General features: G+C 68.4%; 22 protein-coding genes and 2 pseudogenes. 16 read left to right on the forward strand and 8 right to left on the reverse strand.

What is annotated here, in order from left to right; translation table 11 throughout:
- The first annotated feature begins 185 nt into the window (after nt 1–185).
- The 3 genes from V9G19_RS17030 (at nt 186) to V9G19_RS17040 (ending at nt 1,421) form a co-directional block, all read left to right on the forward strand.
- Entirely contained in the window at nt 186–431 is a 246-nt protein-coding gene (locus V9G19_RS17030) for a ribbon-helix-helix protein, CopG family (protein WP_462286624.1), read from the forward strand.
- Nucleotides 428–673, forward strand: coding sequence for a toxin (locus V9G19_RS17035; protein ID WP_462286625.1), 246 nt, complete (start codon nt 428–430; stop codon nt 671–673). Before V9G19_RS17030 ends, V9G19_RS17035 begins: the two co-directional genes overlap by 4 nt.
- A gap of 127 nt (nt 674–800) precedes the next feature.
- On the forward strand, nt 801–1,421 hold the full coding sequence (locus tag V9G19_RS17040) for a GDSL-type esterase/lipase family protein (RefSeq protein ID WP_462286626.1): 621 nt from the start codon (nt 801–803) through the stop codon (nt 1,419–1,421).
- 309 nt (nt 1,422–1,730) lie between these two features.
- Here V9G19_RS17040 and V9G19_RS17045 read toward each other — a convergent pair whose 3' ends face one another.
- Both V9G19_RS17045 and V9G19_RS17050 read right to left on the reverse strand, forming a co-directional pair.
- Nucleotides 1,731–2,810: a hypothetical protein gene (locus tag V9G19_RS17045; protein WP_462286627.1), complete on the reverse strand. Its 1,080-nt coding sequence runs from the start codon at nt 2,808–2,810 to the stop codon at nt 1,731–1,733.
- 199 nt (nt 2,811–3,009) lie between these two features.
- Complete coding sequence (locus V9G19_RS17050; protein WP_462286628.1) at nt 3,010–4,254, reverse strand: hypothetical protein; 1,245 nt, start codon at nt 4,252–4,254, stop codon at nt 3,010–3,012.
- 159 nt (nt 4,255–4,413) lie between these two features.
- Between V9G19_RS17050 and V9G19_RS17055 the strand changes: the two genes are divergently transcribed.
- The 6 genes and pseudogenes from V9G19_RS17055 to V9G19_RS17080 form a co-directional block, all read left to right on the forward strand.
- Nucleotides 4,414–4,716, forward strand: coding sequence for a transposase (locus tag V9G19_RS17055; protein WP_462286629.1), 303 nt, complete (start codon nt 4,414–4,416; stop codon nt 4,714–4,716).
- 387 nt (nt 4,717–5,103) lie between these two features.
- On the forward strand, nt 5,104–5,517 hold the full coding sequence (locus V9G19_RS17060) for a transposase family protein (RefSeq protein WP_462286912.1): 414 nt from the start codon (nt 5,104–5,106) through the stop codon (nt 5,515–5,517).
- Nucleotides 5,448–5,817: pseudogene (locus V9G19_RS17065) on the forward strand (transposase family protein). Before V9G19_RS17060 ends, V9G19_RS17065 begins: the two are co-directional and overlap by 70 nt.
- 405 nt (nt 5,818–6,222) lie before the next feature.
- Nucleotides 6,223–7,440 (forward strand): group II intron reverse transcriptase/maturase, encoded by a 1,218-nt coding sequence (ltrA, locus tag V9G19_RS17070; RefSeq protein WP_462286913.1) that lies wholly within the window; start codon nt 6,223–6,225, stop codon nt 7,438–7,440.
- A 129-nt stretch (nt 7,441–7,569) separates the two neighbouring features.
- Complete coding sequence (locus V9G19_RS17075; protein ID WP_462286630.1) at nt 7,570–8,451, forward strand: IS3 family transposase; 882 nt, start codon at nt 7,570–7,572, stop codon at nt 8,449–8,451.
- 422 nt (nt 8,452–8,873) lie between these two features.
- Nucleotides 8,874–10,025 (forward strand): annotated as a pseudogene (locus V9G19_RS17080) (IS701 family transposase); the annotation flags it as partial.
- A gap of 275 nt (nt 10,026–10,300) precedes the next feature.
- Here the strand turns inward: V9G19_RS17080 and V9G19_RS17085 are convergent.
- Both V9G19_RS17085 and V9G19_RS17090 read right to left on the reverse strand, forming a co-directional pair.
- Entirely contained in the window at nt 10,301–13,078 is a 2,778-nt protein-coding gene (locus V9G19_RS17085; protein ID WP_462286631.1) for a DUF4153 domain-containing protein, read from the reverse strand.
- Nucleotides 13,075–13,758: a response regulator transcription factor gene (locus tag V9G19_RS17090; RefSeq protein ID WP_462286632.1), complete on the reverse strand. Its 684-nt coding sequence runs from the start codon at nt 13,756–13,758 to the stop codon at nt 13,075–13,077. Before V9G19_RS17090 ends, V9G19_RS17085 begins: the two co-directional genes overlap by 4 nt.
- 81 nt (nt 13,759–13,839) lie before the next feature.
- Between V9G19_RS17090 and rimM the strand changes: the two genes are divergently transcribed.
- The 3 genes from rimM to V9G19_RS17105 all read left to right on the forward strand — a co-directional run bounded on the left by rimM (nt 13,840) and on the right by V9G19_RS17105 (nt 17,267).
- Nucleotides 13,840–14,361 carry a ribosome maturation factor RimM gene (rimM, locus tag V9G19_RS17095; protein ID WP_462286633.1) on the forward strand — a complete coding sequence of 174 codons (522 nt, stop codon included), beginning with the start codon at nt 13,840–13,842 and terminating at the stop codon, nt 14,359–14,361.
- Between the two features lies 1 nt (nt 14,362).
- Nucleotides 14,363–15,607: a tRNA (guanosine(37)-N1)-methyltransferase TrmD gene (gene trmD / locus V9G19_RS17100; protein ID WP_462286634.1), complete on the forward strand. Its 1,245-nt coding sequence runs from the start codon at nt 14,363–14,365 to the stop codon at nt 15,605–15,607.
- Nucleotides 15,608–15,731: 124 nt separating this feature from the next.
- Nucleotides 15,732–17,267, forward strand: a complete 1,536-nt coding sequence (locus V9G19_RS17105; RefSeq protein WP_462286635.1) for an IS1634 family transposase — start codon at nt 15,732–15,734, stop codon at nt 17,265–17,267.
- Nucleotides 17,268–17,402: 135 nt separating this feature from the next.
- Here V9G19_RS17105 and V9G19_RS17110 read toward each other — a convergent pair whose 3' ends face one another.
- From V9G19_RS17110 to V9G19_RS17120, 3 genes are all read right to left on the reverse strand, one after another.
- On the reverse strand, nt 17,403–18,113 hold the full coding sequence (locus V9G19_RS17110; protein ID WP_462286564.1) for an ExeA family protein: 711 nt from the start codon (nt 18,111–18,113) through the stop codon (nt 17,403–17,405).
- Complete coding sequence (locus V9G19_RS17115) at nt 18,068–19,690, reverse strand: transposase (RefSeq protein ID WP_462286565.1); 1,623 nt, start codon at nt 19,688–19,690, stop codon at nt 18,068–18,070. Before V9G19_RS17115 ends, V9G19_RS17110 begins: the two co-directional genes overlap by 46 nt.
- Nucleotides 19,691–19,777: 87 nt before the next feature.
- Entirely contained in the window at nt 19,778–20,212 is a 435-nt protein-coding gene (locus tag V9G19_RS17120) for a hypothetical protein (protein ID WP_462283544.1), read from the reverse strand.
- Between the two features lie 332 nt (nt 20,213–20,544).
- Here V9G19_RS17120 and V9G19_RS17125 point away from each other — a divergent pair, with 332 nt between their 5' ends.
- The 4 genes from V9G19_RS17125 to V9G19_RS17140 all read left to right on the forward strand — a co-directional run bounded on the left by V9G19_RS17125 (nt 20,545) and on the right by V9G19_RS17140 (nt 23,562).
- A complete protein-coding gene (locus V9G19_RS17125) occupies nt 20,545–20,859 on the forward strand; it encodes a hypothetical protein (protein ID WP_462286636.1) in 315 nt (104 codons plus the stop codon).
- A gap of 91 nt (nt 20,860–20,950) precedes the next feature.
- Nucleotides 20,951–21,283, forward strand: a complete 333-nt coding sequence (locus tag V9G19_RS17130; RefSeq protein WP_462286637.1) for a DUF3039 domain-containing protein — start codon at nt 20,951–20,953, stop codon at nt 21,281–21,283.
- 148 nt (nt 21,284–21,431) lie between these two features.
- Nucleotides 21,432–22,400, forward strand: a complete 969-nt coding sequence (locus V9G19_RS17135) for a zinc metalloprotease (RefSeq protein WP_462286638.1) — start codon at nt 21,432–21,434, stop codon at nt 22,398–22,400.
- A 217-nt stretch (nt 22,401–22,617) separates the two neighbouring features.
- Entirely contained in the window at nt 22,618–23,562 is a 945-nt protein-coding gene (locus V9G19_RS17140) for a zinc metalloprotease (RefSeq protein ID WP_462286639.1), read from the forward strand.
- Between the two features lie 93 nt (nt 23,563–23,655).
- On the opposite strand, the gene V9G19_RS17145 is transcribed toward V9G19_RS17140, so the two are convergent.
- The gene (locus V9G19_RS17145; RefSeq protein WP_462286640.1) at nt 23,656–24,147 is read right to left on the reverse strand and encodes an Lrp/AsnC family transcriptional regulator; all 492 of its coding nucleotides are present in this window, start codon (nt 24,145–24,147) and stop codon (nt 23,656–23,658) included.
- Nucleotides 24,148–24,231 lie beyond the last annotated feature (84 nt).

Raw genomic sequence — 24,231 nt, forward strand, 5'->3', positions numbered from 1 at the left:
TAAGGATCGTGACCCGCCGTACTTGCGATGGACTGCCTGCTTGCTCACCCCCGAGTTCCAGTGCGATCTCCGCCCTGGACAACCCCGCCGTCCGTGCTCTCCAGAGCAGGACTGCCTCCTGGCGCTCCACGAAGCGGCGCAACTCGGCACCGCCTCGCAACGCCTTTTCGTTTACGATATTGGACATGCGTGAGGATGAGGTCACTGAGGCGCAGATCCAGCAGTGGACCGGCGAGGCAGAGGCCGGGTATGACGTCGAGGAACTCAAGCGTCGCGGGCGGGGTCGCCCCGGTCGTGGTGCTGAGCCCATGCAGGTCGTTGCGGTGCGGCTCACGGTCGACGAGCTTGTCGCCCTTGATGCTGTCGCTGGTCGGGACCACGTCAGCCGTTCCGAGGCGATCCGCCGCGCACTCGCCCACTTTGCGGCGTGAAGGTCCACCCGAGCGCACTCGAACACGGAGTCAGCCACGAGGATGCTGTGCAAGCAGCCGACTGGCCACAGTGGATCGAGCCACTGGATGACGAGGACGACTGGCCCCACCGCCAGCTGCGCCTTGGTTTCGACACTGAAGCGCGATTTCTGGAGACCGTCGTGGTGGTCTTCGAAGGCGGCGAAGAGACGGTGATCCACGCGATGCCCGCCCGGAAGCAGTTCTGGGACCTCTTGCCCTGATCTGCTGCAGGCAGGGCGCGATCACTGGCTCGGCGGGTCGGCGCGGATCTTGACCGACCCCTTACCGGGAAGCGAGTTGTGCGAAGTGTGCCGCACGAGGTCGTGCAATCTTGGCAAGATCTCGACAATGAGCTACGAATCCCGCCTGGCCATCCCGCAGAACGGCCTGATCGTCTTCCCCGGCGACAGCATCACCGAGACCGGGCGCACGCCCGGCGCAGGCGACCTCGGCATCGGGTATGTCGCTATGGTCGCCTGCCGGTTTCCGGGAGTGCGGGTGATCAACGCCGGCGTGGGTGGTGACCGGGTCAGCGATCTGCGGCGCCGCTGGCCGCGCGATGTGCTTTCCCACGAGGCCGATCTGGTGTCGGTCTTCATCGGCATCAACGACACCTGGTGTCAGTGTGAGGGTGGGATCGCCAGTCCGTATGCCGCCTACGAGACCGACTATCGCGCGCTGCTGGAGCCGCTCGCCGACCGCGGGGTGCGGCTCGTTCTCGTCGAGCCCGTTGTTGTGGTCGTCGAGCCCGGCCAGGAACGCTGGCTGCCGGACGTGCGCCGCCGCCAGCAGATCGCCGCCGATCTGGCGGGCGAGTTCGGGGCGACGCTGGTGCCCCTCGCCGCGCCGCTGGCCGCCCTGGCCGCGCGAATCGGCCCGAGCGCGGTCGCTGAGGACGGGGTGCACCCGACGTCGGCCGGTCATCGGGCGATCGCCGACGCGTGGTTCGCCGCCGTCTGGCCGAGCTGAGACTCAGTCCGCGAACGAGCCCAAGCTGCAACCGCCCCCTCGACCGACTCAGAGACGGTGATCCCGCGAGCGGTGGGAGCCGCACTCTTTCCCACGGCCCGGACAGGGAGGCAGTCGCGGAATCGCCTATTCCACCGCGCTGCAACCGACGACGGCCGCGGCGGATGCGATGGTGCTGTCACGGCATGCCTTAAACGAACTCGGCTACCGGCGGTACGAATGGAATTGCGACTCGCTCCGGTGGCCGGTCAGTCCTACGTGACCGGCGGCAGAGTTGGTCCAGTTAACGGCAGAGTTGGTCCAAGGTAATTAACGACAGCGGTGGGCCTCTGGGGTGGTGACCGCGAAGACGTCGACGTTGTCGGTGATTTCGCCGTCGTCGGGGATGTCGCCGGGGACGATGTCACCGGCGTGGGAGGTGAAAATGGCGGTGGCGCCGTCCTCGGTGATCGCCACACCGAAGCTGTCGCCCGAGGGTGGGCGCCCGGCACGGGTGATCGAGACCAGGACCCGCTGCCCGGTGGTGCGGTCCCACCGGTAAACGTCGACGTTGCCGCTGCCGTCGGGGCGCAGCACGCTGAGCAATACCCAGCGGCCGGTGTAGCTGACGGCGTCGGCGCCGGTGACGTGGTTGCCGTGCAGGGAGTTGACGACGGCGAGGTCGCTGGTGCGCCGGACGACGACGTTCATGTCGTAGGTCTCGGGGTTGCGGTTCCAGGTGGTGACCATCACCCGTCCGTCGCCGCTGAGCTGGGTGTGGTAGTGGCGGGCGGCCGGCCCGGCCGGGCCGCGCCCGACGTGCCGGGTGACGCCGGTGGCCCGGTCGAGCAGGTAGAGCTCCCGCTCGTGCCCGGGGATGTTGGTGGCGGTGTAGGCCAGGTAGCGGCCGTCGGCGCTCATCGCCTGCAGGAGGCGGACCGCCCCGAACGAGCCGAGCATCGCCCAGCGGTGGCTGACCCAGTCGAAGACCGCGATCCGCACGGCCCAGTGGCTGTAGTCGGCGCTGACGTACCACACCTCGCCGGCGGAGAGGCGGCCGTCCGCGGAGAACGCCATCAGGTCGAAACCGCTCAGCGGCAGCCCGGTGGCGGGCCCACTGGCCTGAGGTATGCGGTGGGTTTCCACCCGCCCGGTGCGCAGGTCCTTGCGCAGCAGCCACCGGCTGGAGACGGTCCCCGGCGGGGTCAGGCTGGAGAACTGACCCGCCAACGCGACATACCGGCCGTCGCCGCTGATCAGCCCCCCGTAGTCGCCTGTGGCCGGGCGGCCGGCGCTATCGCTGGAGACCAGCCGGGTGCGGTCGTTGCCCCGCTCGCGCAGATACACGCGGTTATCGGAGTTGTACGGTGCCCCGGGCTGCAGGATGCGGGTGCCGGTGCCGAACGCCACCCGGCAGCCGTCCGCGCTGGCCGACGCGCCGCCGTAGTTGTTGTTGGCGGGCCGGCGGCCAGCGTCGCCGATAACAACTCCACCCGCAGCCGGGCCGCGCTGTCGGCCCCCGCCGCCGGCGCCGCCGAGAAACCAGCGGTGGCCGCCAGCGCCACCGCGATCGCGCGTCTGCTGGAGATCCCCACACGCTGCCGCCGACTCACTGCACCGGCTCCCACCGGGAGATCCTGATGTTGTCGATGTCGCCGGCGTAGGCGTCGCCGGCCTTGGTGTCCCGCGGCTTCTTCCCGATCGATATCTCATCGGTCGGGGCCACCCAGATACCCGACTTGGCGGTCCCCGTCCACCCGGCCGTGTTGACGTCGACGAACTTCGTGTTCTCCCAGTGGAAGACGTGGAGGATGGCCTGACCGCCTGCGGACAGCTCGCAGGTGAGTCTGTAACGGTCACCAATCGTCAGTTGGCCTGGCGCACCCGCGAAGACCTCGGTGCGCACGAGCTGGGGGTCGGTCTTCGATTTCGCCCCTTGGAAGGTGCAGGCCGGGGTCATCCCGCCGGCGTTGATCGACACCTTCCACTGGTGCTTGTTGCCTTCATCGACGCGGCCCTTCTGGATGATGTTGGGTGACTCCGTATCGTCATACTGGGCCTGCGGCCGCACGTACACGGAGATCTTGAACCGTTTCCCGAGCGGGTTGAACCTGTCCTGATGCGGCACCCACACCCGGCTGGCGTTCTGGTCAACAACACCGTTCCCGGGGGTGCCGTCGTTCCAGCCGGGGAACCGCAGCGCGCTGGCACCGTCCGCGGCGACCGGCGGGACATTCACCCCAGTGACCTTCGCTTTGACGATCGTGTTGTCGGCCAGGATGCCGTCGTCGACGCCGGGTCTGATGACGCTGGGGGTAGAGTTGTGGCCGTTCCGGGTTCGGTAGTCGTTGAACGCCCAGATGCCCTTGGCGTACTCCGCTGTCTGGGTGGCGTTCTCGTCATCGCTCAACCGCGCCGCCGCGGTGACATCGGCCCAGTTGATCGCGTTGCCGAGCAACTGCAGCCCGTCGGCGGACAGGTCAGCCGAGGTGGCGTCGGTCAATCCCAACGCCACCCGGCGCGCCGGCGTGGCCGTCCCGTCGCCGCGCACGTCACCCGGGCCCATCGTGCACACCACGTGCGCGGTCTCCACCCCCGCGCGCACCGCCACCGTCGCGGCCGAGGCGGGCACGTAGGCGTCACCGACCGACTGCACCAGCGTCGCCGTATTGGCCGGAGCGAACACCTCCGGCAGGCCGTTGGCGATCGGGTGCACCGAATCCACCACCAGCAGGTTGCTGGTCAGGTTCTGCGCCCACCCCGCGCCCGCGGTCAGGCCCATCCCCACCCAGCTGCCATACCCCAGGGCGACCACCCCGGTCGGCGCGTCCCGGTAGGTGGTCCGATCACCCACCACCAACACCACCGGTGACCCGAATGATGACCTCCGCCGCCTGCGCGCTCCCCATTCCCGCGACCACCAGGCCCACCGCCGCCGGGCTGGCGTGCCTGATTCCTTCTGGAGTTGGAGCCCAATAGAATAGGTTTCCATGGGAAGGGAGCAATGAGTTTCATGAGTACGAGCAGAGGGAACTTCTCACCGGAGTTCCGTGAGCAGATGGTCGAGTTGTACTTGAGCGTCAAGGGTCGTAAGAACCTGTCCCAGGTCGCTCGGGAAAATGGTATCGGCGCGGAGACGTTGCGGAACTGGGTGAAGAAACACCAGGAGGCGAACCCGACCGACGAGGCGCCGTTGACGATTTCCGAACGCGCACGACTCGAACAGCTCGAACGCGAAGTTCAGGAACTCCGGCTGGAACGGGAGTTCCTGGGAAAAGGTGTGCCACGAACGTTGGAGGTCGCGATGTGTAGGTGATCGTGGCTGGTGGCGGTGCTGTGCAGGTGATGAAGGTTTGGCCCTTTGGAGTCGCCCTGTGGGGGGAGGCTTCAAACCACCTCATGCTGCGCGGGTTTGAATACTGTGCGTGGTGAGCGATGAGGAAAAGGCGCCGTTCAGGTGTCAGGTGGGCGACCAGGAAGGCGAACGTGAGTGAATCGCTGTTGACGTGTCGAAACGGAATGAGGCTTATTCAGGGGGAGGAACGTAATACAAACGCGACATTCTGAGCCGGGAGCGCCTAACAAAGCGACAGCCCGCCCTTAGAGAGAATTGGGTTAGCACACTCAAACACTCCAGAACGGGCCGTCGCGAATGTATTCTACCACCGGTTTCACCAGGGGCCAGATCGACCGTCTCGTCATCATGATCCGCGACCTGCAGAACGCAGGATATTCGCTGGCCTACCCGCCGTCGCTGGGGCTGCGGAAGTCGATCATCATCACCATGACCTATCTGCGCCGAAACCACACCCAAGCAGACCTGGCCGACCGGTACGCCACCTCCCAGCCCACGATCTCGCGGACCATCGCCGCGATGACCCCCGCGCCTCGGCCGACGCCACCGCCGACTGGATCCCGGTCGCGGACGACCTCGACCCCGAGCGTCCCGCCTGATCATCGACGAAACCCTGCTCCCGTGCTGGTCCTGGGCCGACAGTCCCCGACCTGTACTCCGGCAAACACCACACCACCGGTGTCAACGTCCAAATCGCCGCCACCCTCTCCGGCCGGCTGCTGTGGGTCTCCGATCCCCTTCCCGGGTCCACCCACGACCTGACCGCCCTGCGCGCCAGCGGCCTCCTGGACGGCAACCGTGCCACCACGATCATCGCTGACAAAGGCTACATCGGCGCCGGCCTGATTACCCCCATCAAAAAGCCACCCAAGGGAGAACTGCACCGACGACCGGAAACAATTCAACAAAGAACTCAACGCGATCCGCGCCACCATCGAACGAACCATCGCGCATTTGAAAACCTGGCGGATCCTCCACACCGACTACCGGCGGCCCTACCACAAATTCGCTCAAACCATCACCGCCGTCCTCGGGCTACAATTCCTGAAACTAGCCTCGTGAATAAGCCTCAATATAGGTGACATCGAAACCAGGGCTTCTTTTCGGTTCTGGGATGAGCCTGGCGGGTGCCCGCTTACTGGCCAGGTGGTGTCCGGCATGGAGGCGACGCGAGCTTGGTCTGCTGGATCTGCATGGAACGTGGGAAGGCATGTCTCGATAGTTCCGACTCTGATGTTTGTTTGGGGTTGGTGTGAGGGAGCGCGCTGGGCAGCGGAAACTGTGAGGCGTTGAGTACCGATGCGGGGCGTGCTGGCGGACTGGTTCGTAGTAGTGGTGAAGCATCTGTAACGGGTGTGGAGCGAAGGGGCCAGACCATCAAGATTTGTTCAATCGGTCAACCAGAGTGCCTGGGAGGAATCGGGTGGACACGTCAGTGTCGCAGGGAAAGTCGTTCGATATTTCGAAGTGGGAGGTTTGGGAGGCGTACCAGCGGGTTCGGGCGAACAAGGGCGCACCGGGTGTGGACGGGGTGACTCTGGAGGACTTCGAGAAGGATCTGAAGAACAATCTGTATCGGATCTGGAATCGGATGTCGTCGGGGTCGTATTTCCCGCCGCCGGTGCGTGCGGTGTCGATCCGAAACAGGGTGGTGGTGTGCGGGTGCTTGGGGTGCCAACGGTCGCCGACCGGGTCGCCCAAACGGTGGTCGCTACCCGGTTGGAGAAGGTGGTGGAACCGGTGTTCCACCCCGACTCCTATGGGTATCGGCCCGGGCGGTCGGCGTTGGACGCGGTCGCGGTGGCGCGGCGGCGGTGTTGGGAACGCAACTGGGTGGTTGATCTGGACATCCGGGCGTTCTTCGACAGCGTCGATCACGCGCTGCTGATGACGGCGGTCCGGGCGCACGCGCCGGTGTCCTGGGTGGTGTTGTATGTCACCCGGTGGCTGGCTGCCCCGCTGGTCGGCGGTGATGGGCTCGCGGTGGCCCGGGACCGGGGGACCCCGCAGGGGTCTGCTGTCTCCCCGGTGCTGGCGAACCTGTTCCTGCATTACGCGTTCGATGCGTGGATGGCCCGGGAATTCCCGAGCGTCCCGTTCGAACGGTATGTCGATGACGTGGTCGTGCATGCGGTCACGCGGCGGCAGGCGGAGCAGGTCCGGGCAGCGATCGCCGCGCGGATGGTCGAGGTCGGACTGGAGCTCCACCCGGATAAGACCAAGATCGTGTACTGCAAGGACAACAACCGGCCCGGGCACTATGAGCACGAGTCGTTCACGTTCTTGGGTTACACATTCCGCACCCGCACGGCACGGGACAAGAACGGGGCTCTGTTTCCCTCGTTCCTGCCCGCGGTCAGCCGGGAGGCGCTGAACGAGATGGGCCGGACGGTCCGCCGATGGCGGGTCCATCTGCACGTCTCGTGGAGCTTGGCTGAGCTGGCGCGCTGGCTCGGCCCGATCATTCGAGGCTGGATGAACTACTACGGCCGGTTCTACCAGACGGCGTTGTATCCCCTCCTGAAACGCATCAACACCTACTTGGTGCGGTGGGCCCGCCGGAAATACCGGAGACTCCACGGGTTCAAGAAAGCCAAAGCATGGTGGGACGCGTTGTGTACGCGGTACCCGAATGGGTTCCCCCAGTGGCGGTGGACCCGGGCATTCCTCGCGGCTGGATGGTAAGAGCCGTGTGACGGGAGACTGTCACGCACGGTTCCGTGGGAGCCCGGAGGTGCGATTCCTCCGGGCTACCCGACCCACCGCCTTCTTCGCGAGGAAGTACCGGTAGTTGACCGGTACGCGCACATTCTCGTGGAGAAGGCGATCAAGAACAGTGACGGCACCGCGCGGTTCACCGTGGCGGCGATGTGCGGTTGGATGGGGGTGTCGGAATCCGGGTTTTATGACTGGCTGAAACGGCCGGCGTCGGCGACCGCGAAACGGCGCCGGAAACTGGGCCGGCTGATCCGCACGATCTTCGATCGTCACCAGGGCCGGTACGGCTACCGTCGGGTCCACGCCGAGCTGCGCCGGGCGGGTCAGTACTGTGACCCGGAGACGGTACGTTCGATCATGGCGGAGCTGGGCTTGGAAGCCTGCCAGCCGCGGACCTCACGCCGGCAGACGACCAAGGCCTCCCGGGAGGCGGTCACGATCCCGGACCTGGTCGGTCGGGACTTCACCGCGGCCGTGCCCGGGGCGAAGATGGTCGGCGACATCACGTATGTCCGCACCGATGAAGGCTGGTTGTATCTGGCGTTGGTCATCGATTGTTTCTCCCGCGCTATTATCGGGTGGGCCATGGCCGATCACTACCGGACCGAGTTGATCACCGACGCCATTCAGATGGCCGCCCGGAACGTCAAGCTGCCGGCCGGCGCGGTGTTTCATTCGGACCGGGGCAGTAATTATACGTCCGACGAGTACGGCCGCGTGTTGGGCGAGTTGGGGATTTCCCGGTCCGTGGGTCGGACCGGGATCTGCTACGACAATGCCCTGGCCGGGTCCACCAATGGGGCGATCAAGGTCGAGTTAGTCAACCGGGAGAAGTGGCCGACCCGGAAATCAGCGTCCGCGGCTATTGCGGCGTACATCGAAATCTACTATAATCATCAAAGGATCCACTCCGGACTGGGATACCAGACCCCGCGGGAAATGTTGGACGGGTACCAAAACCACCGGCCAGCCGCCTGAGAACCAAAGCCACCGACTCCGAAAACAGTCCGGCACCCCAGGCGCCGAATCATCAACCACCGCCACCTCGTAACCGGTCTCGGCCAGGTTCGCCCGCACCGCCACATCACCCGCGGTCAGGGCCGACGGATCACCCACCACCAACACCACCGGACCCGAATGATGACCTCCGCCGCCTGCGCGCTCCCCATTCCCGCGACCACCAGGCCCGCCGCCGCCGCGCACACCACAACGGCCCGCGGGGCCGCTTTCGCCATGAACCGCACCGGGACACCCCTTCCCTCAAACCCCAAGCCAGCGCACACGCGCCGACCCAAAACCAACCTAGTACTACAGCCGCATTTATTTGTGGTTGACCGGCGTGTCGTGGATGTCAGACTGATGACTGGGGCCATGGTGCTTATGTGATCAGTGAGGTTTGTGTGGCGGAAGTGGAGTTGTGGGCGGAGGGGCTTGCGGCCGTGCATGCCCGGATCGCGTCGCGGTTCGCGCGGTCTGAGCCGCGGGAGCGGGCGCTGGAGTACGTGCGCGGGTTGCTCTCGCCGGTGGAGCGCAAGAACGGGTGGACGCTGTCGGAGCGGGCCGGAGCGGCGAACCCGGATGGGATGCAACGCCTTCTCGCGGCGGCGGATTGGGACGTGGACCTGGTTCGTGACGACGTGCGTGGGTACGTGGTCGAGCACTTGGGCGACCCGGCCGGGGTGCTGGTCGTGGACGAGACGGGGTTCCTCAAGAAGGGCACGAAGTCGGCCGGGGTGGCCCGGCAGTACTCCGGCACCGCGGGGCGGATCGAGAACAGTCAGATCGGGGTGTTCCTGGCATACGCGACGCCCGTCGCCCGCACGTTCCTGGACCGGGAGCTGTATCTGCCAAAGGCGTGGACCGAGGACCGGGACCGCTGCCGAGAGGCCGGGATCGGCGACGAGGTGGCCTTCGCGACCAAACCGGAGCTAGCGATCGCGATGATCGGTCGGGCATTGGATGCGGGGGTGCCGGCCGGATGGGTCACCGGCGACGAGGTATACGGCCAGCACGGCGGGCTGCGCGCCACCTTGGAGAGTCGTGGCATGCCGTACGTGCTCGCGGTGCCGGTCAACCAGCGCGTCATCGCCCGTGTCGAGACGGACACCGGCGACCGGGTCGCCAAGCTGCGTGCGGACGAACTCGCGAGATCGCTTCCAGCGCAGGCGTTCAAGAAAATCTCCGCAGGCAACGGCGCCAAGGGTCCCCGGCTCTATCACTGGGCCCGCGCCCAGATCCGTCCGCTGGAATCTGCCGATGGCTACTGGCTGCTGGTGCGCCGTTCGATCAGCGACCCCACCGACCTGGCTTACTACCTGTGCTGCGGGCCCGAGGACACGCCGCTGCGCGAGCTTGTCCGTGTCGCCGGGGCCCGCTGGGCCATCGAGGAGACCTTCCAGAGCGCCAAGGGACAGGTCGGCCTGGACCAGTACCAGGTCCGCCGATACGAATCCTGGTACCGGCACATCACCCTGGCCATGCTCGCCCACGCCTTCCTGACCATCACCACCGCGGCCACGGCAACCCCCAAAAAGGGGCCATCGAGCCAACCCCACGGACCTGATCCCGCTCACCGTCCCCGAGGTCAAACACCTTCTGGCGCAACTGATCTGGAAACACAACCCAGACCCGGCCGAAGTTCTTCACTGGTCATCCTGGCGTCGCCGGCACCAAGCCCGAGCCCGCCGATGTCATTACGCCAGCCGTGGCGCATTCCCATAAATGCGGCTGTAGTACTAGGCACCCAGCCGACCCCCCGAACAGACCACCGCAACGTGATCCACGTCCCGTTGTGACGAAACCACCGGGTCAGGCAACCGCTGAGCGCTCAGTCCGCGAACGACTCCCGGCTGCAGCCGCCCGCCTCGACCGACTCGGGGATGGCGATGCCGCGAGCGCGATGGCGGCCGAGGTTCCACTCGAGGATGTCGTCGGGCGGGGGCGACAGCTCATAATCACGCTGGCCGTGCAGGACACAGTCGCGATCTCGGGTGCCGGTCAGCCGCTCGGCGACGGTCGGCATGGCATCGGCCGAAAGCGTTGCGAGATAGGCGGTGTCGATCTTGCCGGTGGCGGCGTAGCGGTCGATGTTGCGGCCGGCCACCCACGCATCGGGGTTGAGCAGCGCCAGCGCCAAAATCATCGCCGCCCCGGACAGGGCCGCGGCGCGCGGGACCCAGCGAGCCCGAAGCCGGATGCCGGCAACGAGGACGAGCAGGACGACCAGGCCCACCCACGCCTCGAAGACATCGACGGTCAGCCGCAGCGTCGTATAGCCATAGGCCTGCTGGTAGAGCGCCATCCGGCCGAGCGCCGAGGCGACGACGACGAGCGTGAGCACGCCCAGCACGCCGACGAGCACCCGGAAACCCAGCCGCCCCTCCGGCGAGGCGAGGTCGGCCTTGCGGGCCGCCAGCCCGATGACGACCAGGGTGAGCAGCGTCGCCAGCGTCAGCTGGCCGAAGCCCTGGTGGACATAATCGGCATACGTCAGGCCGGTCGTCTTCTCGACATAGTCGTGACCGGCCAGCCACGCGGTCGCCTGAGCGGCGATAAACAGGCCGTATGCCGCGGCCACCAGCCCCACCGGGACCGCCCACTCCCACGCCCGGGTCACCGGACGGCCGGGTGGCAGGGTGAGTTTCTCGTCGGCGATCGGGTTGGACGCGAGGTAGACCCCGGCCAGCGTGATACCCCCGATCGCGCAGAACAGGAAGGCCCGCAGGATCGCGCTGTCCACGCTCAGGTCGGGGACGAGGGCATCCACCCACGAGGCGACCAGCGCGTCGGCCGAGGCAAACAATGCCCCGAAGATCCCGAGGGCCAGGACGCTGAGGACAACCGTGCGTGCCACCGGCCACCACTGCCGCGGCCGGCCGGTGCGGGCGAGCATCCGGCCGAGCCAGGGCAGGCCGCGCAAACCGGCGAGCGGCCACGCCGCCGCCGATCCGATCAGCGAGGTCACGCTCGTCGCCGGCGTGATCCCGATGACCACGACGACCGCGCCGGCGAGCAGCACGAGCGGGGTGAGCCATTCGGCGGCCCGCAGCGTGGGCACCAAGGCCAAGCCCATCCCGAGCAGGCCGCATACGCCGGTGAGCGCAGACCGGCGGCGCACCGCCGCGGCCAGGGTCGCCCCGGCGGCCAGGATGACGATCGAGCTGCCGATGCCGAGGCTGCGGAAGGGCAGCACGAGCGCCGCGAGCAGGCCGACGCCCGCGGAGGCGGCAAGCAAACCTGGTCGTCCGGGCACATCGCGTTCCGGCCACAGGCTGCCGAACAGCCCGTCGATGAGCGGGGGCGCCGGCTCGCCCGGACGCATCCGGCGGTAGTCCGGGCGCTGCGCCTGGCCAGCTTGCCTGTCCCGGGCTTGGCTGGCGGCAGGCCGCGCGCCGGGATACGGCTGATCGGCCGACCCCAGGGGGGCAGGTTCCTCACTGAGTCGCGGCGGCGGCGTTGACCCGTGGGGCGTCGAGGACGGCGTGGCCGGCGGTATCTGGTGCACTCCTGGTGTCGTATGGATGGCGTGATGGGGCATGGCAGGCGAGGGGAGGGCCGGCGCGTCCTGCGGCGTCGTCCCTGGGCGGTCCGCGTGTTCGCCGGGTCGCGTGCGCGGCGGCGGCTCCAGCGGGAGCGTCAGCCGCAGCCGGGCTCCCGGGCGGTTCGGCCCGGGGTCGATCGCGGCGACGCGGCCGCCGTGGATCTCGGCAACCCAGCGGGTGATGGCCAGGCCGATCCCGCTCCCGCCGGCCGAGGCGGTGCCGAAGCGCTCGAAGATCCGCTCGCGATCGGCATACGCAATGCCGGGGCCCTCGTCGGCGACGTCGAGGACCCAACTCTCGCCCTCGCGACGGGCGCTCACGTGCACCGTGCTCCCCGCGGGCGTATGCCGCGCGGCATTGTCGAGCAGGTTGGTGACGGCCTGGCGAAGCCGCCCCGGCTCGACCTGCGCGCGCAATCCCGGAGGCTCGACGCGCACGTCGACGCGCAGCGCGCGGCCGGTCAGGTTGACGTCGGTGACGCTCTGCTGCACCAGATCCCGCACATCGACGGCGACCAGGTTCAACGGCACGAGGCCCGAATCGAGACGAGAGAGAGCGAGCAGGTCGGCGAGCAGATCGCTGAGCCGTTCGGCCTGGCCGAGGACCGACCGCAGCGCGGGCTCGTCGGCGGGGGTGACGCCGTCGGCCAAATTCTCCAGCACGGCGCGCAGGGCCGCGGCGGGCGTGCGCAGCTCGTGGGAGACATTGGCGACCAGGTCGCGGCGGTGCTGGTCGACGTCGTGCAGTTCCCGGGCCATCGAGTTGAACGCTCGGGTCAGGGTTGCGACTTCATCGTTGCCGGACACCGCGATTCGCGTCGAATAGTCCCCGCGTGCCATTCGCCGCGAGGCGGTGGTCATCTCCCGCAACGGCGCCGTCATGCCGGCGGCCAGCCACTGGGTCAGCAGCATGGCCACGGCGACCGAGACCGGAATGACGAGCCACGGGGTCACCTTGGAGGTGGCGCCCACGGTGGCGACGATTGTGGCGACCAGCACGCTGATCCCGACGAGCGCGCCGAGTTTGACCTTGAGCGAGGCCAGACGGCCCAGTGGTGTCTTCACGACCGCGTCTCCAGTGCGTAGCCGACGCCGTGTGCGGTGCGGATCCGGGCGCCACCGACCTTGGCGCGCAGCGTCTTGACGTGGGTGTCGACGGTCCGGGTGCCCGAGGCGTCGGCCCATCCCCAGACCTCGGCCAGCAGCTGCTCGCGGGTCAACACCGTGCCCGGGGCGGAGGCGAGCATCGACAGCAAGTCGAATTCCGTTGGTGTCAAATGTACTTCGTTGCCGTCGACGCGAACACGGCGGGCAGCCGCGTCGATCTCCAGCCCATCGAGGCTCACCCCCGCCCGGGGCGCCCGGGCCAACTCGCCGGCCCGCTCCACCCGGCGCAGCAGCGCGTGCACCCGGGCGACCAGCTCCCGCATCCGGAACGGCTTGGTCAAATAGTCGTCGGCGCCGACCCCGAGCCCGACGAGGATGTCAGATTCGTCGTCACGGGCGGTGAGCATGAGCACGGGGACCGGGCGGCGGGACTGGACCCGTCGGCATACCTCGATGCCGTCGAAGCCCGGCAGCATGATGTCCAGGACGACCGCGTCCGGCTCCTCGGCGTCGGCGAGAGCGACGGCCTCGGGGCCGGTGAAGGCCTGGGTGACGGCATACCCCTCGGCGCGCAGGCGGTCGGCGACGGCCTGGTTGATCAGCGGCTCGTCCTCGACGACCAGCAGGCGAGCGGGCATGACTCCAGGCTAGGAGGCCCGGACCGCGGTGGCCGTGAGTGACGTGTGAGGATTGTGTGCGGATCGGCGGCCGCTGCCATCATGTGCGGCGTGAGCTTCCTCGTCGCCCAGATCGGCAAGCCACACGGCCTGCGCGGCGAGGTCACCGTCCGGCTGCACACCGACGATCCGCAGGGCCGGTTCGCGCCGGGCAGCGTGCTGCGTGCCGACGGGCCGGGGGCGCCGCCGCAGCTGACCGTCCGCAGCGCGCGCGTCCACCGGGAGACCTGGCTGCTCGCCTTCGACGAGGCGCCCGACCGCAGCGCCGCCGAGTCCCTGCGCGGGGTGCGCCTGTCGGCCGAGGCCGAGGTCAGCGACGACGACGGCTGGTATGAGGATGAGCTCGTCGGCCTGCGTGTCCTCGACCCCGCCGGCGCCGAGATCGGCGAGGTGAGCGGGTTGGCGATCGGCGCCGCCCAGGACCGGCTGGTCATCCGGCTCGCCGACGGCGCCGGCGCCGAGGTTCCCTTGGTGGCGGCGCTCGTTCCCGTCATCGACCTCGACCGGGGAATCGTCGTCGTGGACGCGCCGCCGGGCCTGCTCGAGCTGAACCGCGAGGACTGACGTGCGCATCGACATCGTCACGATCTTCCCTGAATACCTTGCCCCGCTTGAACTTTCGCTAATCGGGACGGCGCGCCGCAACGGCCTGATCGACCTCGCCGTGCATGACCTGCGGGAGTTCACGCATGACCGGCACCGGACGGTCGACGACACTCCGGTCGGCGGCGGCGCCGGGATGGTGATGAGGCCGCAGCCGTGGGCCGAGGCGCTCTCCCACGTGGCGGGCCTGGCGCCCGGGCGTCCCCGGCTAATCGTCCCCACCCCCTCCGGGCGGCCGTTCACCCAGGCGTTCGCTCGCGAGCTAGCCGGGGAGTCGTGGCTGGCGTTGGCGTGCGGGCGCTACGAGGGGATCGACGAGCGGCTGTTCTCGTATGCCGCGGCCGACCTCGGCCTGGACGTCGTCCCGGTCTCGCTCGGCGACTTCGTCGTCAACGGCGGCGAGGTGGCCGCGCTCGCGATCGTCGAGGCGGTCGCCCGGTTGTTGCCGGGTGTCGTCGGCAACGCCGAATCCCTCGTCGAGGAGTCGCACGAGGGCGGGCTGCTGGAGTACCCGGTCTATACCAAGCCTGCCCGCTGGGTGCCGGCGGCGCCCGCGGCGTCTGGGGGAGCGGCATACGAGGTGCCGGCGGTGTTGTTGTCCGGCAACCATGCTGCGATCGCGCGCTGGCGCGACGAACAACGTGCGGAGCGGACGGTCGCGCGCCGGCCGGACCTGTTGGCCGGCACGGCGCTGGTGGGTGGGCTGGCCGATCTGGAGGGTCGCGAGGCCACCGCAGCGGACCTGCCCGAGCTGATCGTGCTGACCCGAGCGTGTTGGGTGCCGGAAGCCCGGGAAATGGAGACGGTGGACTTCCCGCCGATGACGGACGGGCCGGTGGAGCACGCTCGTGCGCTGCGGGAGTGGACCATCTGGGTGTGGCGCAGCGGCGGCCGGCTGGTCGCCTCCGGACGCGGCCGGCGCGACCCGGACGATCCGTCCGTATGGCAGGTGGGCCGGCTGATGGTCGCCCCGGACCTGGCCGGCCGCGGGATCGGCCGCGCCGTGCTCGCCTTCGTCGAGTCGCTCGCCCCGGCGGATGTGACGAGCTATTGGATCAACACCGGCCGCCGGTCGTTGCGCAACCAGCGAATCTACAAGAAGGCCGGCTACCGGCTCGCGCCGTGGGAGTCCGCCGTCCACCCGGAGACCGTCGATCTGATCAAGCCCCGGCGGTTAGTCCGAAGTTGCGAGTGGTTTGAGGGCTGATCCCCGTTTTGACCTGCAGTGATGCGGCTTCTAACCCCTCGGTGTGTCGTCACTAAAGTGGATCGATCGATCCGGCACGGTGTGATATTTTGGCGGTATGGCGAAACGTGGTGGAGCGGTTCATGTGACCACGCACCGTCGTCACTATGTTGGTAAGGACGGGGTGGCCCGGGACTACGAGACCCACCTGTTGCGGCGTTCCTGGCGGGAGAACGGCAAGGTGCGCAACGAGACGGTCGCGAACCTCTCCCACCTGCCGGCCGAGCTGATCGAGGTGATCCGGGCCTGCCTGGCCGGGCAGGCGTTCATCCCGGCCGACCAGGCCGCCACCATCACCCGCTCCCTGCCGCACGGGCATGTGGCCGCGGTGTGGGCCCAAGCCCGGGCCCTGGGCCTACCCGGGCTACTCGGGCCGCCCGGGCGGGCCCGGGACCTGGCGATGGGGCTGATCATCGCCCGAGTGCTGGCACCCGGCTCGAAGCTGGCGACCATCTCCTGGTGGGCCGACACCACCCTGGGCGTCGACCTCGACCTGGCCGGTGCCTCCACCGACGAGGTCTACGCGGCGATGGACTGGCTACTCGGGCGCCAGGACGCGATCGAGAAGCAGCTGGCCCGGCGCCACCTGGCCGCCGACGCCAACCCCGCCCGGATGGCGCTGTTCGACCTATCGTCCTCGTGGATGGAAGGCAGCCACTGCCCACTGGCCCGGCGCGGCTACTCCCGCGACGGGAAGAAGAACCGCACCCAGATCGAGTACGGGCTGCTGACCGACCCGGCCGGTCGCCCGGTCGCGATCCGGGTCTTCCCCGGCAACACCGCCGACCCCACCGCGTTCATCGAGGCCGTCACCCTGGTGCGGGACACCTTCAAACTCACCGAGATGGTCATGGTCGGCGACCGCGGCATGATCACCACCGCCCGGATCACCGCGATCCGCCACACCAACACCGACCCGGCCACCCGAGCCGACCTCGGCTGGATCACCGCGCTGCGCGCCCCCGCGATCAAAACCCTTGCCGCCGAGGGCGGCCCGCTTCAACCAACCCTGTTCGATGAACACAACCTGGCCGAAATCAGCCACCCCGACTACCCCGGGGAACGGCTGATCGCCTGCCGCAACCCGTTCCTGGCCACCGAACGCGCCCGCAAACGCGAGGACCTGCTCACCGCCACCGAAACCGCCCTGGCCCCCACCCAGCGAGCAGTGGCCGAGGGCCGGCTAGCCGGCGCCGACACGATCGGCCTGCGGGTCGGCAAACTCCTCAACAAATACCGGATGGCCAAACACTTCGACCTGACCATCACCGACACCACCGTGGTGATCACCCGCAAAACCAGCCAGATCGCCGCCGAAGCCGCCCTCGACGGCATCTACGTGCTACGCACCCCAACGCCCGCCGAGACCCTCACCCCCGCCAGCATCGTCCAGGCCTACAAAAACCTCGCCCACGTCGAACGCGACTTCCGCAGCATCAAAGCCACCGACCTCGACCTGCGCCCGATCTACCACCGCCTCGAAGACCGCGTCCGCGCCCACGTCCTGATTGTGATGCTCGCCGCCTACCTGACCTGGCACCTACGCGCCACCCTAGCCCCCCTGACCTACACCGACGAACACCCGCCAACACCCGCCGACCCGGTCGCCCCCGCCTGTTGACCGTCGCTCATTCTGCGGATGGCGGCGTCATCGGGTTTGCCGATGGTCTGGGTGTGGAACGGCCCCGTCCGCGGTTGGCGGGCGGGGCCGTGGTCGGCGTGGTGACGGGGTGCTCGGCGTGGTGACGGGGGTTGGTTAGTCCGCGCCGGTTTCGGAGATCGCGATGCGGGCGGCTTTCTCGTCGACGATGTTGGTGTCTTTGGCGAATGCGGCCATCAGGGCGTTGACGGCGAGGTTGTTGATGGCGCGTGGGTATCCTCGGGAGGCGTTGTGGATCAGGGTGATCGCGTCGTTGCTGAAGAGGGTGTCGGTGCGTCCGGCGATCTTGACGTGGTGGGTGATGTAGTCGCTGGTTTCGTCGGGGGTCATCCCGGTGAGGGTGTATCGGACGGCGATGCGTTGGTCGAGGGCGGCGAGCACGCCGAGGCGGAGTCGTTGGCGCAGGGTGGGTTGTCCGACTAGCAGCGCGGCGAACGGGGCGCCGGAGTCCATGCCGTGGTTGGTCATCATGCGGACGGCTTCGAGTTGGGGGTTGTCGAGCAGGTGTGCTTCGTCGAAGACCAGGACGGGGGTGCGGCCGCGTTCGGCGTGTTCGGCGGCGAGGGCCTCGGCGGCTTGGGGGACCAGGGTGGCGGTGTAGAAGGTGGGGGTTTGCCCGAGGGCGGAGGTGATGTGGTGCAGCATGCCGCGGACGCCGACGGAGGGGTTGGGCAGGTAGATGACCACGTGTCGGGAGGTGTCCAGGGCGGCGGTGGCGGCGCGGATGGCGACGGTCTTGCCGGCGCCGACCTCGCCGGTGATCACCCCGAGGGCGTGTTGGCTGATGCACCAGTCGATGCGGGCCATGGCCTCGGCGTGCCCGGCGTGGCGGTGCAGCATCGAGGGGGCCAGGGACCGGCCGAACGGCATGGCCGTGAATCCCCAGTAGGATTGCAGGCGTTGGATACTCCCCGGGCCGCGTCCTGCCGCGAGGTGGTGTCGGTGAGCATTTCATCGAGGGACAGTTGCCCGGGGATCTGCTCGGTGGTGGCTTCGGGGCTGTTGGCGTAGAGGGCGTGGAAGCCGATCCGTTCGTCGTCGGCGACGTGGGTGTGGTGGGTGTCGGTGAGCAGGTTCAGGTAGTTGATCCCGGTCGTGGCGGGGGCTGGTTCGGGGGTCTCGGGTCGGGCCTTGGGGTGGGTGTGTCGGGTGATCACGTGTGGGACGGCTTGGCCGTAGGAGCGTCCGCTGTGGCGGACCTCGATCTGTTCGAGGTTGAACGGGGAGAAGACGAGTTCGACCTTGCGTCCGACCAGGGCGGGTTCGACCTGGTAGGTGTTGCCGTGCAGGCTGATGGTGGCGGTCTTGGTGACGGTGCGCAGCTGGGACCATAAGAACGCCTCGGTCAACGCGTCCGCGGCTGGCATGGTCGGGCCGTGCCCGGCGGCCTGCCAGCCGTCGTTCCAGCGGGTCAGTGGGCTCTGACCGGTTTCGGAGTGCACCTGGTGGTGATAGAGCGACTCGACCCAGGCGGTGAACTGCGCGTTCAGTTCCAGCAGCGCCGCCGCGGCGGTGGTGGCCTGTTCGGCCAGGTCGGCGGCGCTGGTGTCGGGGACCTCGACGAGGAACTGCTCGCGTACGGTGCGGAAAAATCGTTCGATTTTGCCTTTGCCTTGGGGTCGGTGTGGGGTGGCGTGGATCAGCCGGATACCGAGCTTGGCGCAGGCTCGCAGCAGCCACGCATCGACGTAGGCCGAGCCGTTGTCGACATAGCAGGCGCCGGGCACCCCGCGGCAGGCCAACGCGCGCTCCAAGGCGACGGCCAGTCGGATCACGTCCTCGGCGAACCCGAACCGGTAGCCGACCACCAGGCGGGAGTGATCGTCCAAGAAGGCGAACAGGTAGGTCTTGCGCCCGCCGATCTTCGGCCCGTGCAACGCGTCCCCGACCCACCGCTGGTTCGGCGCGTCGGCCTCGTACCGGCCGAACACCGGCGCCTGCCCGGTCGCTGGGCCGATCAGCTCGTGCCGGTGGAAGAGCCGCAGCAGCGTCGACTCGGACGGGGAGTACCCCGAGGAAGCCCGCAGGATCCGCGCGACCTGCGCCGCTGTCCGGGCCGGGTTCTCCCGTTTGAGCGCGACCGCCAGCTCCAGCACCGCCGTGTCGATCCGGGAACCCGGCTGACGCAGCGAGGGCGTCAACGCCTCGAACCCGCCGGCGCGGTACCGGCGGATCCACCGATCCAATGTGTCCCGCGAGTAGGTCTGCTGCCCACCGAACGGGCCGACGTGGCTGCGGGCCGCGATCGCGCGCACCACCTTCCCGCGGGCCTTGCGCGACAAGCCCGGATCCAGGGCCGGACTAATCAGCTGGTAGCGGAACAACGCCACCAGCTGCGCGCGCTCACGCCGCTTGTGCGCCTCCTGCTCGGGTGTGCACTCCACGACAACTCCTCTGAAGCAAGGGGAATACCTGACCGCGGCACGGTCAGGGACAACCCTTACGACGATGCCGCCTGCCCGGGCCAGGCGTCAGGGGCAACTCGTGTTGCCGCCCCGCCCCGGCCAGACCGGCGGCCACCCCGGCGCCAACAGCCGACCACCGGAACAGGCGACGGCGACCTGCCAGCCCGTCACCGGGCCGAGCACCCCATCCCGGCCGAACCGGCCCGTGACCGCCTCGCTCGCCGCGGCCAGGGCAGCCAACAGGTCCCGCCACCGACACCCCTGCGCTTGGGGCACCACCCAGTCCACCCCGGCCAGGGCCGCGACCTGCAGCAACCACGACCGGACCGGGTCAAGCCGGGAGCCCATCACCCGCAGCCAGCCTCGGACCGTCGCCCCCGGCACCCCCAACGCCTGCCCGATCGGCCGGTGTCCCAACCCCCTCGCGCGAGCGGTCAGCGCGGCACCGACCACCCCGGCCGCGTACCCCCGCCGCAACAACAGCGTCACCGGCAACAGCACGTGCGTCAGCAAACACCCCGGACAGCGAGCCCGCCGCGGACGCACCACCGCCTCGATGCCATGCACCCGCCGCGGCCGCGCCCACCCCCACGGGCGCAGCTCTCCAGAACACCCCGGACAACCGATCTGTCCGGACACCAACCGCGACTCGACCCGAGCCTGATCACCTTCTACTGTGAGCACCGATGCCTCCGCGCATCCGGCACGGCCCTCCCGCGACGTCTTCCACGACACCTCACGCGCGAGGGCCGTGAACGTCCAATACCCCACCCATCTTGCCCGAGCCCGGCACAGTGATGGCGCCGAGGACCACGAACACCACACTCAAACCAATGCGACCGCCCGTCGGCAACCTCGATGACAGATCACGGCCCCCACGTCGTCACCCAGAGCGACGGTCAACACCCGCCCACCGCTCCCCGGCCGCGGACCGCAAAGCCTCCCGACACACCGACGACCACGACCAGCCCGTGCGGTCCTTCCCGGCCCTGCTCAAACACCTCGCCACCCTGACCCGCAACGACCTGCGCTACGGCACCGACCACACCACACCCCTCGTGCCCACCCTGGCCGAACCCACCCCCACCCAACGCCACACCTTCGCCCTCCTAAACGCCCCCATCCCCCTAACCATCAACGGCAAGTAGACAGAACCACCAACACCCAAACCAGCGAACCCCCTGCCCAGCAGGGGGTTCGCCACGTCAACCAGCCGTAACTTCGGCCTAGACTCGCGGAATGGAGCACTCCGCGACCGACCGCCCCAGCTCGGCGAGCCTCTCCGACCCCGACGCACCCGGTCCGCCCGGAGCACCCCAGGGGCCGAGCACGGCCACGTCGGTGCTGGAGCGGGAAGAGACCCTGCCCCAGGTCCAAGAGCCCGGAGACCGAGAGCGCTTCGCCCACTATGTCCGCAAGGAAAAGATCCTCGAGTCGGCGCTGTCGGGGGACCCGGTCGTCGCGCTGTGCGGCAAGGTGTGGGTGCCCGGCCGAGACCCGAAGAAGTTCCCCGTGTGCCCGGTGTGCAAGGAGATCTACGATGGCTTGCGGCCCCCCGCCGACGGCGAGTGACCGGCAGCAGAGGCCGGCGGTTCACCCGGTCGCGCGGCGTTGACCTGCAGATTTGTCGGGCGCTAATCCGCCTGGAGGGTGCCAACGCGGGCTAGGTTTCCTGAATCCGCCGCCTGATCCGAGGCGGCGAGGAGGGAAGAGAACAGTGATGAACAAGAGCAAGCGCCTCGCGATCGCACTGCCCAGCGCCGCGATGCTCGCCGCCGGCCTCGGCGCCATCCCGGCGGGCGCCCAGCCGATGGGAGCCACCGAGACGGCCACCGCCGAATGCGCGCCCGGTAGCACCGCGCCCAACGCGCGCGTCCGGCCTGGGGGAGAGATCCGGCACGACCCCAACGAGGGCTCGGGGGCGGATGTCGCCAACGCCGAACGCGCCTTCCAGGCCGCCCTGGCCGTGCGCGGCCTGCACGTCAACGCCACCGGCGATGTCGTCGACGCTCAGGGCCGGTCCGACGCCGCGAAGTGGAAGCCGGTTGAGGTCTACGTCCACGTCATCCACGACGGCGCGAAGGGCAATGTGTCCGACGCCCAGGTGCGCGCCCAGGTCCGCACGCTGCGCCAGACCTTCGGCAAGGCGGCCTTCAGCTTCGAGTTGAAGGCGATCACCCGGACCAACAACGCGAACTGGTACAACAACATGGCACCCGGGAGCAACGCCGAGGCCGCCGCCAAGCGTTCGTTGCGGCGCGGCGGAACCGACACGCTCAACCTCTACACCGCCAACCTCAGCGGCGGGCTTCTCGGCTGGGCGACCTTCCCGTTCGACGGGAACGCCGGGGACAAGATGGACGGCGTCGTCATCCTCGATGAGTCGCTTCAAGGCGGCAACGCCGCGCCATACAACAAGGGTGACACCGGAACGCACGAGGTCGGGCACTGGATGGGCCTGTGGCACACCTTCCAGGAGGGCTGCGCGCGTCCCGGTGACATGGTCGCCGACACGCCGTATGAAGCCGCGCCGGCCTCGGGCTGCCCGGTCGGGATCGACACCTGCACCGCGCCCGGCAAGGACCCGGTCCGCAACTTCATGGACTACTCGACCGACAACTGCATGATCGAATTCACGCCTGGGCAGTATCAGCGGATGCGCAACATGTGGAACGCCTTCCGCGCCTGAGCCACCCCACCCAGCCAGCTCGGCACTCTGGCACGCGCGCCCCGTCGACCGTCGTCGGCGGGGCGCCGCCTTGTCCGTAGGAGATCCGGCGGCAGGGTCCAGTTGAGCATTCAGTTTCCCCATTTTGCTGTCGATCAGCGAGAAACAGGCTAGGTTCTGATACGCAATCGGCGCATCCCTGCGCCGCTGAGGGGAACCGAAAGGAAAAACTCCAGTCATGTCACGTCGTCTTGCCGTCGCGCTTCCGGGCGCGGCCCTGCTCGCCCTCGGGATGGGCGCCCTGCCCGCCACCGCCAAGCCCCTGGGCGCAAGCGAGAGCCCGCAGTGCATTCCCACGCACGCTTCCGCGCGGGTGATGCCCGGCGCTCACGTCGATGACCCCAACTCGGTCACGGCCGCGGACGTTGCCTCCGCCGACAAGATCTTCCGGGCCGCCCTCGCGGCCAAGGGCCTGCACCTGAACGCCGCCGGCGAGGCCGTCGACGCCTCGGGGCGCGCGGCAGCCGCGCCGGTCACGACTGTTCCCGTCTACTTCAACGTCATTACCTCGGGATCCAACGGCAATGTCTCCAATACCCGCATCACCCAGCAGATGACGGTGCTCAACAACGCCTACAGCACCGCCGGGTTCAAGTTCGTCCTCAAGGGCACCAAGCGGGTCAGCAACTCCTCGTGGTATAACGTCTCGCCGGGCAGCTCGGCCGAGCGCGCGATGAAGACCGCGCTGCGCAAGGGCGGCACCAACACCCTCAACGTCTACACCGCCAATCTCGGCGGCGGGCTGCTCGGGTGGGCGACCTTCCCGTTCGACGGCAACGCCGGCGACAAGATGGACGGCGTCGTCGTGCTGAACCAGTCGCTGCCGGGTGGCAACGCGGCCAACTACAACCTCGGTGACACCGCCACCCACGAGGTGGGCCACTGGATGGGGTTGTGGCACACCTTCCAGGGCGGCTGCGCCAGCCCGGGCGACCAGGTCAAGGACACCCCGGCCGAGGACAGCCCCGCGTTCGAGTGCCCGATCGGACGCAACACCTGCTCCGCTCCGGGCAACGACCCGATCCGCAACTTCATGGACTACACCTACGACTCGTGCATGAACATGTTCAGCGCGGGCCAGAAGGCGCGGATGCGCAGCATGTGGTCGGCCCACCGCGCCTGAGCCGCAGCTGACCTGCCGCCGGGACTGACCGGCGGACAAGACCGGGGCCGGGTGATCCGTGGTGGTTCACCCGGCCTCGTCCTGTCTGCGCCGTTAAGGCCGAAGGGCGCGGCCGACCAGCGGCCCGGTGCGGTGGTGCAGGTGGGTGCGCAACGAGATCGAGGTGTTGGCGCGGATGACGTGTACGTCGTCGACCACGAGATCGACGACCCGACCGAGATCGGTGTTGTCCGTGGCGACCACCTTGATCAGCAGGTCGCCCTGGCCGGTGATCGTGTGGATCTCCAGCACCTCCGGGATCGCGGCCAGGTGCTCGACGACCGGGCCGTGACCCGAGCGCTGCCGGATCTCCAGGGTGCAAAAGGCCGTCACCGGAAAGCCGAGTGCCGCCGGGCTGATCGTCGGGGCGAAGGAGGCGATCACTCCGCGGGACTGCAGCCGGTCCAGGCGCGCCTGAACCGTGCCACGCGCCACCCCGAGCCGGCGGGAGGCGCCGAGGACGCCGACGTCGGGGTCCTCGGTGAACAACGCGAGAATGCGGGCGTCGAGGGAGTCGATCCGCGCCGAGGCGTGTTGAGGTGGCACGAATCACATTGTCCATTATGTTTCCTGGTCGTGCGACCGTAGTGGGCGAAATGTCCAATCCATACTGTTGCGGTTGCGCATCCT

Source organism: Nostocoides sp. (genome assembly GCF_037045025.1).
GTDB lineage: Bacteria > Actinomycetota > Actinomycetes > Actinomycetales > Dermatophilaceae > Nostocoides_A.

Coding starts and splice junctions, on each gene's coding strand:
- V9G19_RS17030 (WP_462286624.1), top strand. CDS start 186: ATGCGTGAGGATGAGGTCACTGAGGCGCAGATCCAGCAGTGGACCGGC.
- V9G19_RS17040 (WP_462286626.1), top strand. CDS start 801: ATGAGCTACGAATCCCGCCTGGCCATCCCGCAGAACGGCCTGATCGTC.
- V9G19_RS17055 (WP_462286629.1), top strand. CDS start 4,414: ATGAGTACGAGCAGAGGGAACTTCTCACCGGAGTTCCGTGAGCAGATG.
- V9G19_RS17060 (WP_462286912.1), top strand. CDS start 5,104: ATGATCCGCGACCTGCAGAACGCAGGATATTCGCTGGCCTACCCGCCG.
- V9G19_RS17090 (WP_462286632.1), bottom strand. CDS start 13,758: ATGCCCGCTCGCCTGCTGGTCGTCGAGGACGAGCCGCTGATCAACCAG.
- rimM (WP_462286633.1), top strand. CDS start 13,840: ATGTGCGGCGTGAGCTTCCTCGTCGCCCAGATCGGCAAGCCACACGGC.
- V9G19_RS17110 (WP_462286564.1), bottom strand. CDS start 18,113: ATGGCCCGCATCGACTGGTGCATCAGCCAACACGCCCTCGGGGTGATC.
- V9G19_RS17125 (WP_462286636.1), top strand. CDS start 20,545: ATGCGACCGCCCGTCGGCAACCTCGATGACAGATCACGGCCCCCACGT.
- V9G19_RS17130 (WP_462286637.1), top strand. CDS start 20,951: ATGGAGCACTCCGCGACCGACCGCCCCAGCTCGGCGAGCCTCTCCGAC.
- V9G19_RS17135 (WP_462286638.1), top strand. CDS start 21,432: ATGAACAAGAGCAAGCGCCTCGCGATCGCACTGCCCAGCGCCGCGATG.
- V9G19_RS17140 (WP_462286639.1), top strand. CDS start 22,618: ATGTCACGTCGTCTTGCCGTCGCGCTTCCGGGCGCGGCCCTGCTCGCC.